Annotated in this window: 9 protein-coding genes; 3 read left to right on the top strand and 6 right to left on the bottom strand. The window is 66.3% G+C overall.

All coding sequences use genetic code 11. The annotated features are described in order from the left end of the window. Positions 1–216: 216 nt before the first annotated feature. The 6 genes from AVR91_RS42290 to AVR91_RS42265 all read right to left on the bottom strand — a co-directional run bounded on the left by AVR91_RS42290 (position 217) and on the right by AVR91_RS42265 (position 6,508). Entirely contained in the window at positions 217–1,395 is a 1,179-nt protein-coding gene (locus AVR91_RS42290; RefSeq protein ID WP_063272120.1) for an ABC transporter ATP-binding protein, read from the bottom strand. Positions 1,396–1,398: 3 nt separating this feature from the next. Further along, a complete protein-coding gene (locus AVR91_RS42285) occupies positions 1,399–2,241 on the bottom strand; it encodes a carbohydrate ABC transporter permease (RefSeq protein WP_063272121.1) in 843 nt (280 codons plus the stop codon). Beyond that, on the bottom strand, positions 2,241–3,191 hold the full coding sequence (locus AVR91_RS42280) for a carbohydrate ABC transporter permease (RefSeq protein ID WP_038519058.1): 951 nt from the start codon (positions 3,189–3,191) through the stop codon (positions 2,241–2,243). Before AVR91_RS42280 ends, AVR91_RS42285 begins: the two co-directional genes overlap by 1 nt. Continuing rightward, positions 3,188–4,510, bottom strand: a complete 1,323-nt coding sequence (locus tag AVR91_RS42275) for an ABC transporter substrate-binding protein (RefSeq protein ID WP_063272122.1) — start codon at positions 4,508–4,510, stop codon at positions 3,188–3,190. Before AVR91_RS42275 ends, AVR91_RS42280 begins: the two co-directional genes overlap by 4 nt. A gap of 225 nt (positions 4,511–4,735) precedes the next feature. Further along, entirely contained in the window at positions 4,736–5,251 is a 516-nt protein-coding gene (locus AVR91_RS42270) for a general stress protein (protein WP_063272123.1), read from the bottom strand. A gap of 60 nt (positions 5,252–5,311) precedes the next feature. Next, entirely contained in the window at positions 5,312–6,508 is a 1,197-nt protein-coding gene (locus AVR91_RS42265) for an acyl-CoA dehydrogenase family protein (RefSeq protein ID WP_063272124.1), read from the bottom strand. 158 nt (positions 6,509–6,666) lie between these two features. Between AVR91_RS42265 and AVR91_RS42260 the strand changes: the two genes are divergently transcribed. Genes AVR91_RS42260 through AVR91_RS42250 form a run of 3 tightly spaced genes read left to right on the top strand, consistent with a single transcriptional unit; the run spans position 6,667 to position 8,079 of the window. Beyond that, entirely contained in the window at positions 6,667–6,984 is a 318-nt protein-coding gene (locus AVR91_RS42260) for a DUF4190 domain-containing protein (protein ID WP_063272125.1), read from the top strand. A 32-nt stretch (positions 6,985–7,016) separates the two neighbouring features. After that, positions 7,017–7,391, top strand: a complete 375-nt coding sequence (locus AVR91_RS42255; protein WP_063272126.1) for a DUF4190 domain-containing protein — start codon at positions 7,017–7,019, stop codon at positions 7,389–7,391. A 49-nt stretch (positions 7,392–7,440) separates the two neighbouring features. Beyond that, complete coding sequence (locus tag AVR91_RS42250; protein ID WP_063272127.1) at positions 7,441–8,079, top strand: DUF4190 domain-containing protein; 639 nt, start codon at positions 7,441–7,443, stop codon at positions 8,077–8,079. The last annotated feature ends 57 nt before the right edge of the window (positions 8,080–8,136 follow it).

The following is an 8,136-nucleotide window of genomic DNA, read 5'->3' as shown; positions in this document are numbered from 1 at the left end:
GCTCCCAGGGGGCAACTCCACTCGCGTGATTGGGCGGCGAACACGACCGAGGCCGGACCGCACCGAGTCTTCCGCCTCAAAACACGCGAGTTCCGCCTTCAATCACGCGAGATACGCCCCCAATCACGTGAGTTACGCCTAGGCGCACGGGGAAGCGCGTGAAGGCCCCCTTCCCGCGGCTGAGCCGAGGGAAGGGGGCCTTCACGCGCAACAGGACTAGTCGGTGTAGGTCAGGTTCTTGCCGCTGGCCCCGTCGAACAACTTGATCTTGTCCGCGTCGAACCACAGCTCGACGTCCTGGTTCTCCGCCGCGGAAGACGCCGCCGAGAGCCGGGCGACGATCTGCGATTCGGCGCCCGGAACATCCGAGGATCCGCTGTCGGCGGCGAGATCCGCGAGATCGGACGACGAGGCGGCCTCACCTTCGACCGAGAAGTGCGCGAACTTCTCCGAGCCCATCGACTCGAGGACGTCGACGTGGGCGGTGAACGTCGCGCCCTGACGGGCGTTGGCGTCCACCAGCGCGGCGTCCTCGAAATGCTCCGGCCGGATACCGACGATGACCTCACGCGGCGCGTCGGCGGCTTCGACCAGTTGCCGCACCCGGTCGGTGAGCGGGATGTCGCCCAGCGCGCTGCGCGCCGTCCCGTTCTCCAGCGTGGCGGGCACGAAGTTCATCGACGGGCTGCCGATGAACCCGGCCACGAACAGGTTCGCCGGGTTGTCGTAGAGGAACTGGGGCGACCCGATCTGCTGCACGTGGCCCGCCCGGAGCACGACGACCCGGTCGCCGAGGGTCATCGCCTCGGTCTGGTCGTGCGTGACGTAGAGCGTCGTCGTGCCCAGCTGTTTCTGGATCTTCGACACCGAGGTCCGCATCTGCCCGCGCAGTTTGGCGTCCAAGTTGGACAGTGGCTCGTCCATCAGGAACGCCTTGGGGTTGCGGACGATCGCGCGGCCCATCGCGACGCGCTGCCGCTGCCCGCCGGAGAGGTTCGCCGGCTTGCGGTCGAGATGCCCGGTGAGGTCGAGGATCTGCGCCGCCTCTTCGACCTTCGCCCGCACCGTCCGGTCGTCGACCTTGGCCAGCCGCAACGGGAACGCCATGTTCTCCCGCACGCTCATGTGCGGGTACAGCGCGTAGGACTGGAACACCATCGCGATGTCCCGGTCCTTCGGCGCCTTCTCGTTGACGCGCTGGCCGTCGATGCGCAGCTCGCCGGAGGAGATGTCCTCCAGGCCCGCGACCATGTTCAGGGTCGTGGACTTCCCGCAGCCGGACGGGCCGACCAGGATGATGAACTCACCGTCGGCGATCGTGATGTCCACTTCGGACACCGCGAGGGCGCCGTCGGGGTACTTCTTGGACACTTTTTCGAGAACGATTTCAGCCATGGGTCAGCCCTTCACCGCACCGGACGTCAGCCCCGCCACGATGCGACGCTGGAAGAACAACACGAACAGGATGATCGGGACGGTGATCACCACGGCGGCCGCGGAGATCGTCCCGGTGGGGTCTTCGAACTGCGAGGACCCGGTGAAGAACGACAACGCCGCCGGGACCGTGCGCGAGGCCTCGGTCGAGGTCAGCGAGATCGCGAACAGGAAGTCGTTCCAGCAGAAGATGAACACCAGGATCGCGGTGGTGAACACGCCCGGTGCCGCCAGGGGCGCGATCACCTTCCGGAACGCCTGCGCCGGGGTCGCGCCGTCCATCTTCGCCGCCTTTTCCAGCTCCCACGGGATTTCCCGGAAGAACGCGGAAAGCGTGTAGATCGACAGCGGCAGCGCGAACGTGATGTAGGGCAGGATCAGCCCCGGCCAGGTGTCGAACAACCCCAGCTCACGTTCGATGTTGAACAGCGGCGTCACCAGCGAGACCTGCGGGAACATCGCGATCAGCAGCGACATCCCGACCAGCACCTGCTTGCCGGGGAAGTCCAGCCGCGCGATCGCGTACGCCGCCATCGTGCCGAGGACGACCGCGATCACCGTCGCGATGATCGCGATGCCGATCGAGTTCACCAGCGCCCTGATGAACTCCGTGGTCTCGAAGATGTCCGCGTAGTTCTGCCACGTCCATTCCGACGGGATGAAGTTCCCGTCGTCCAACGTCTCCTTGGTCTTGAACGAAAGCGAGACCACCCAGAGCACCGGGAACAACGCGAACACCAGGACCAGGATGTCGACGAGGCCCCACTTGAACTTGCGGCCGGGAGTGGCCGCTCCACCGATGGCCATCAGCGCTTACCCCCATTGTCACTGCCGGGTGCGGCCGTGCCGAACACCTTGATGAAGATGAACGCGATGATCGCCACCGTGATGAAGATCAGCACCGCCATCGTCGACCCGATCCCGAGGTTCAACCCCTTGACCAGGTTGTTGTAGGTCTGCATCGACACCGAAGACGTGTCCTGCGCACCGTTGGTGAGCACGAAGATGTTGTCGAAGATGCGGAACGCGTCCAGGGTGCGGAACAGCAGCGCCACCAGGATCGCCGGCTTCATCACCGGCAGCATCACCTTCGTGAACCGCTGCCACGCCGTCGCACCGTCCATCGACGCGGCCTTCAACAGGTCGTCCGGCACCAGCGCCAGCCCCGCCATCAGCAGCAGCGCCATGAACGGCGTCGTCTTCCACACCTCGGCCAGCACGATGATCGCCAGCGAAGGCCAGTATTCGGTCAGCGGCGCGCTGTCCGGGAAGAACAGGTTGGCCAGATAGCCCGTGTCCGGCGTCCAGGCGTAGTACCAGGAGAACGCGGCGACCACGGTCACGATGCCGTACGGGATCAGGGCGACCGTCCGCACGAGGCCCCGGCCGACGAGCGTCCGGTGCATGATCAGCGCCAGTCCCATGCCCAGCACGAATTCGATCACCACCGAAACGATGGTCAACCCCATCGTCGTCCCGAACGCCGTCCACCAGTAGCCGTTGGACAGCACCGCGATGTAGTTGTCGAGGCCGACGAATTCCTGCTGCGCCGGGAACCTGAGGTCGTAGCGCTGCAGGGAGAGCCAGATCGAGTAGATGATCGGGTACCCGGTGACCGCGATCATCACGATCGCCGCCGGGGCGCACAGCCACAATCCGAGCCTGCGCTCGGCCTTCTTTCCTTCGCTGAGAACCGGTTTCGCCTTCTTGCCCGGTTTGCTCGCGGTCGCCGAACCGGCGGTCTCCTGCACGGTCACGGGATCACTCCCTTCGACTGGAGCGCGTCGGCGAGCTGTTCCTTCAGCTTCTCCGCCGTCTTCTGCGGATCGATTTCAGAAGGCGGGGAAAGCACCTTCGACAACACCGTCGAAGCGTTCTGGTACGCCGGGGTCAGCGGACGGACCGCCGCGTCCTTGAGCGCGTCCAGGATCGTCTCCCGCATCGGGTACTTCGTTTCCATACTCGGGTTGTCGTCGCTCTGCGGCGCCGTCGCGTCGAGTGGCAGCGTGTCCGTGTAGAGCGATTCGATCGTCGGCGGGACACCGTCCTTGAGCGCGGAGAACTTCTGGTTCTTCGCGCTGCGCAGGCACAGCGCGACCTCATAGGCCTCCGCCTTGTGCTTCGAGGTCGAGCTGACCGCGAGGTCGTAGCCACCGATCGTGGTCTTGGCGGGCTTGCCCGCTTCGAACTGTGGATACGTGGTCCACTTGAAATGCTTCAGCTCGTCGGGCTTCTCCTTGGCATAGGAGGCGTAGACGAACGGCCAATTCAGCTCGAAGGCGGCGTTGCCGCGCTGGAACGCCTGGCGGACATCGTCCTCCTTCATGTTGGTCAGCGACGGGTCGGTGATCCCGGCCGTGGTGACCTTTTTGAGCATCTCCAGTGCCTTGACCGCGCCCTCGTCCATCACGACCGACTTACCGTCGTCGGAAAGGATCTTGCCGCCCGCGGACTCGACGAGCGTGTTGTAGATGACGACCAGGCCCTCGTACTGCGCGCCGGTGAAGACGACGTTCGCCGGTTTGCCCTGCGCCTTGAGCGCCTGCGCCTGCTGGATCATCTCGTCCCAGGTCTTCGGCGGCGTCGGCGTCAGCCTGTCGTCGTACCAGAGCAACTGGACGTTGGTGTTCTTGGTCGCCGCGTAGAGTTTCCCGTTCCACGTGGCGGTTTCGAGCGGTCCCGGCAGGACGCCCTCGGTCGCCTCGGCCTTCGCCTCGCCCGTCCATTCGTCGATCCAGCCCGCCTCCGCGAACTCCGAGACCCACGTGACGTCAAGCCCCAGTACGTCGAGCGAATCGTCACCGGCGGCCAGCCGGCGCACCATCTGCTCACGCTGACCGTCGGCCCCCCGCGGCAGCTTGTTGTAGACGACCTCGTAGCGCCCGCCCGAGGCCTTCGTGCAATCGTCCACAACGGACTGGAAATTGTCTTCGGGCGCGTAGTAGACGTTGATCTTCAGTCCGGCATCCGAACCGCAGCCCGCCAGCAGGCCGACCGTCAGCGCTGTCGCGCCGAGTAGCGAGCCGGTGCGGCCTGGTGAGCGGCCCCTCCGGCTCGCGCTCATCCTCTTCCCCATGAGGCCTCCTCACCCGCGCACGCCTGGGGAACGGCGGCACTAGGACGCGTTGAAGAAGCCCGCGCGCCAGCACCCCGACGTGCTAGTGCTCGGGCGGACACGCTGGAGTACATGACCGCCCGACTGGTGTTGTGCAACCTATTCCGGGCGATCACCGCCCGCAAGCAGTATCGGTAACGATTCAGCGGACCGCACGGCGAACAGGTGAACGAGTACCGCCGAATGTCATCCGGTGGGGCGGCCGCCCAACGCCAGCTGGGCGAGGAGCTCGCGGCCCTGCTCGGCCGAACGCGGCTGGCAGAGCACGTCGTAACGGCCGGCGACCAGCTGGCTCGCGGAGGAGAAGTCGCGGCGGGACATGCTGTAGCTGATCGCGGCGAAGACCGTCCACGCCAGGATGCCGAGCACGAGCCCGCCGATCATGGGCTGCCAGGCGAAACCCTGGTTGTTGAACATGCCCAGCAGGAGCCCGATGATCAGGCCGAACCACGCGCCGGACACCGCGCCGGTGCCCAGCACCCGGCCCCAGCTCAGCCTGCCGACGACGCGCTCGACGAGCATCAGGTCGACACCGACGATGGTCACGTCGGAGACCCCGAACTCCTTCTCCGCGAGGAAGCCGACGGCTTGCTGGGCTTCGCCGTACGTCGCGTAGGAACCGATCGGCCAGCCGGAAGGCGGTGTCGGCAGCCTGGGCAGCCCGCCCGCGGCCCGGCCGCTTCCGCCAAAGGGAGCACTCACGTAATCACCTCTCGCCCGTCCTGGTCCATCTTCTCAAGGACGGGCGAAAGGCGCGAACGTTCAGGAACGGGACTTGTACTCGCGGAGCAGGCCGCGGCTGATGATGGTCTTCTGGATTTCGCTGGTGCCTTCGCCGATGAGCAGGAACGGCGCCTCGCGCATGAGGCGCTCGATCTCGTACTCCTTGGAGTAGCCGTAGCCGCCGTGGATGCGGAACGAGTCCTGGGTGACCTCGGCGCAGTACTCGCTCGCGATCAGCTTCGCCATGCCGGCCTCGACGTCGTTGCGCGCGCCGGAGTCCTTGAGCCGGGCGGCGTTGACCATCATCAGATGCGCGGCCTCGACCTTGGTGGCCATCTCGGCGAGTTTGAACGCGATCGCCTGGTGCTCGGCGATCGCCTTGCCGAAGGTCTTGCGCTGCTGGGCGTACTCGACGGCGAGTTCGAACGCGCGGATCGCGATGCCGCAGGCGCGGGCGGCGACGTTGACCCGGCCGACCTCGACACCGTCCATCATGTACGCGAAGCCCTTGCCCGGTGCTTCGCCGAGGACCTTGTCGGCACCGACCTTGTAGCCGTCGAACACGGCTTCGGTGGTGTCGACGCCCTTGTAGCCCATCTTGTCGATCTTGCCGGGGATGGTGAGGCCGGGCGCGACCTCGCCGAAGCCCTCGGGCTTCTCGATCAGGAACGTGGTGAGGTTCTGGTGGGCCTTCTCCGCGCCTTCGTCGGTCTTGACCAGCAGCGCGATCAGGTTGGAGCTGCCGCCGTTGGTCAGCCACATCTTCGAACCGTCGATGACGTAACCGTCGTCGGTCTTGCGGGCGCGGGTCTTGATCGCGGCGACGTCGGAGCCGAGGTCGGGCTCGGACATCGAGAACGAGCCGCGGACCTCGCCGGTCGCCATCCGCGGCAGGAAGTGCTGCTTCTGCTCCGGCGTCCCGTGACGGGAGATCATGTGCGCCACGATGAAGTGGGTGTTGATGACACCGGAGACGCTCATCCAGCCGCGGGCGATCTCCTCGACCACGAGCGCGTAGGTCAGCAGCGATTCGCCGAGGCCGCCGTACTCCTCCGGGATGGTGAGCCCGAACAGGCCCATCTCCTTCATCCCCTCGACGATGTCGGCGGGATAGGTGTCGGCGTGCTCGAGCTCCTGCGCGCGCGGGATGACCTCCTTGTCCACGAACTGGCGGACCGTGGCCAGGATTTCGGACTGCACGTCGGTCAAGCCGGCGGTCTGGGCGAGGCGAGCCATCGCTGCTCCTAAATTCGCGCGCACCGGGCTCCCGGCGCTGGGTTACCGGTGAGTATGACGGCTGACGTGGGACCTCGCTATGAGCGCAGTCACGCGTACGCCATCCGTGAGCATGCCACTACAGTGACAAGCCGATCACAGTCCGAGGGGGACGAAACGTGGCTCAGCAGCCTTTCGGCGGGTTCCCGCCGCAACAGCAGTACGCCTTCCCGAACCAGGCTCCGGCGCGGAGCAAGGAGTCCGGTCTCGCGACGGCGGCCCTGATCTTTTCACTCTTCGGGCTGATCGGGCTGGTGTCCGTGATCCCGGGGATCGTCCTGGGGCATGTCGCCTTCGCGAAGGCCCGGCGCGGCGAAGCCGGCGGCAAGGGCATGGCCCTCGCCGCGTTCATCGTCGGTTATCTGATGATCGTCCTGTACGCCATCGCGATTCCGGTACTGCTCAACGTCGCCGCGAAACACGGCGCCTTCCGGTAGCGATACGGTCCTCGTCTACGAGGGGACCCACCATGACGAATCCGCACGACCCGTACGGGCACCAGCCGTCCGGGCAGTTCGAGCAGCCCTACGGACTCCAGCCGTACCAACCGCCGCCGCAGCAGTACTACGTCCAGCAGACCTATGTGCGACCGCCGGACCAGGGCATGGCGGTGGCGTCGCTGGTGTGCTCGCTGATCGGGCTGGTCATGTGCTTCCCGGCGATCCTGGGGATCATCTTCGGGCACATCGCGCTCTCGAAGGCCAAACGCGGCGAGGCCGGCGGCCAGGGCATGGCGCAGGCGGGCATGATCATCGGCTACGTCGTCACCGCGCTGTGGCTGATCCCGGTCATCCTCTGGTTCATCTTCGTGGTGCTCGCCGTCGGTGCCGCGGGCGTCTCGTGACCCGTCCGGACGATACGGTGGAGTCCCGCACGAACCAGGGGGCAGCAGGATGAGCAGTTCCGACCCACAGGACACACCGTCGACGTCGTCCTACACCGACTCGAACACCTTCTCGGATCCGACTTCCGCGTCGTCCGAAACGGTTTCGAGCCCGGCGGAACCGCAGCAGTTCCAGCCGCCCGCGCCGTTCACGCCGCCTCCGCCGTTCGAGCCGCCCGCTCCGTTCGAGGTGCCTTCGGCTTCTGCCCCGGAGCCCGCTCCCGAGCCGGCTTCCGTTCCGGTTCCGGACGAGACGTACGGACAGGCCATCGACCCGCTGACCGCCGAGCCCGTGCCGCCGCCCTACGCGGCTCCGGCTCCGCCGGTGTACACGCCCGTGCCGTTGCCGGCCGCTTATCCGCCGCCGCAGCCGTACAACCCGTACGCGATGGCGGCACCCCCGCGGTCGCAGGACAACGGGATGGCGATCGCCGGGCTGGTGTGCTCGCTCGTCGGGATCTGCTCGTGCGTCACCGTGATCGTCGGGCTGATCCTGGGGCACATCGGGCTGGCGAAGGCGAACCGCGGCGAAGCGGGCGGACGCGGTATCGCGCTCGCGGCGGTGGTCATCGCGTACATCGTCATCGCGCTGTACGTCGGGTTCATCGGGACGATGATCATCCTCGGGGTGAACGGCGAGCTCGATTAGCGTCGGGCCTCGTCCGGCGTTGCGAAAGCCACTTTCGCAACCTTCAACGTTGCGAAA

This window comes from Amycolatopsis keratiniphila subsp. keratiniphila, from assembly GCF_001620365.2.
GTDB classification, from domain to species: Bacteria; Actinomycetota; Actinomycetes; order Mycobacteriales; family Pseudonocardiaceae; genus Amycolatopsis; species Amycolatopsis keratiniphila.
The sequence above is the reverse complement of the archived record's forward strand: the minus strand, read 5'-3'. Positions and strand labels throughout refer to the sequence as shown.

Bases quoted from the DNA above. Each gene is read 5' to 3' on its own strand.
- AVR91_RS42290 (WP_063272120.1), bottom strand. From the start codon at position 1,395: ATGGCTGAAATCGTTCTCGAAAAAGTGTCCAAGAAGTACCCCGACGGC.
- AVR91_RS42285 (WP_063272121.1), bottom strand. From the start codon at position 2,241: ATGGCCATCGGTGGAGCGGCCACTCCCGGCCGCAAGTTCAAGTGGGGC.
- AVR91_RS42275 (WP_063272122.1), bottom strand. From the start codon at position 4,510: ATGGGGAAGAGGATGAGCGCGAGCCGGAGGGGCCGCTCACCAGGCCGC.
- AVR91_RS42265 (WP_063272124.1), bottom strand. From the start codon at position 6,508: ATGGCTCGCCTCGCCCAGACCGCCGGCTTGACCGACGTGCAGTCCGAA.
- AVR91_RS42255 (WP_063272126.1), top strand. From the start codon at position 7,017: ATGACGAATCCGCACGACCCGTACGGGCACCAGCCGTCCGGGCAGTTC.
- AVR91_RS42250 (WP_063272127.1), top strand. From the start codon at position 7,441: ATGAGCAGTTCCGACCCACAGGACACACCGTCGACGTCGTCCTACACC.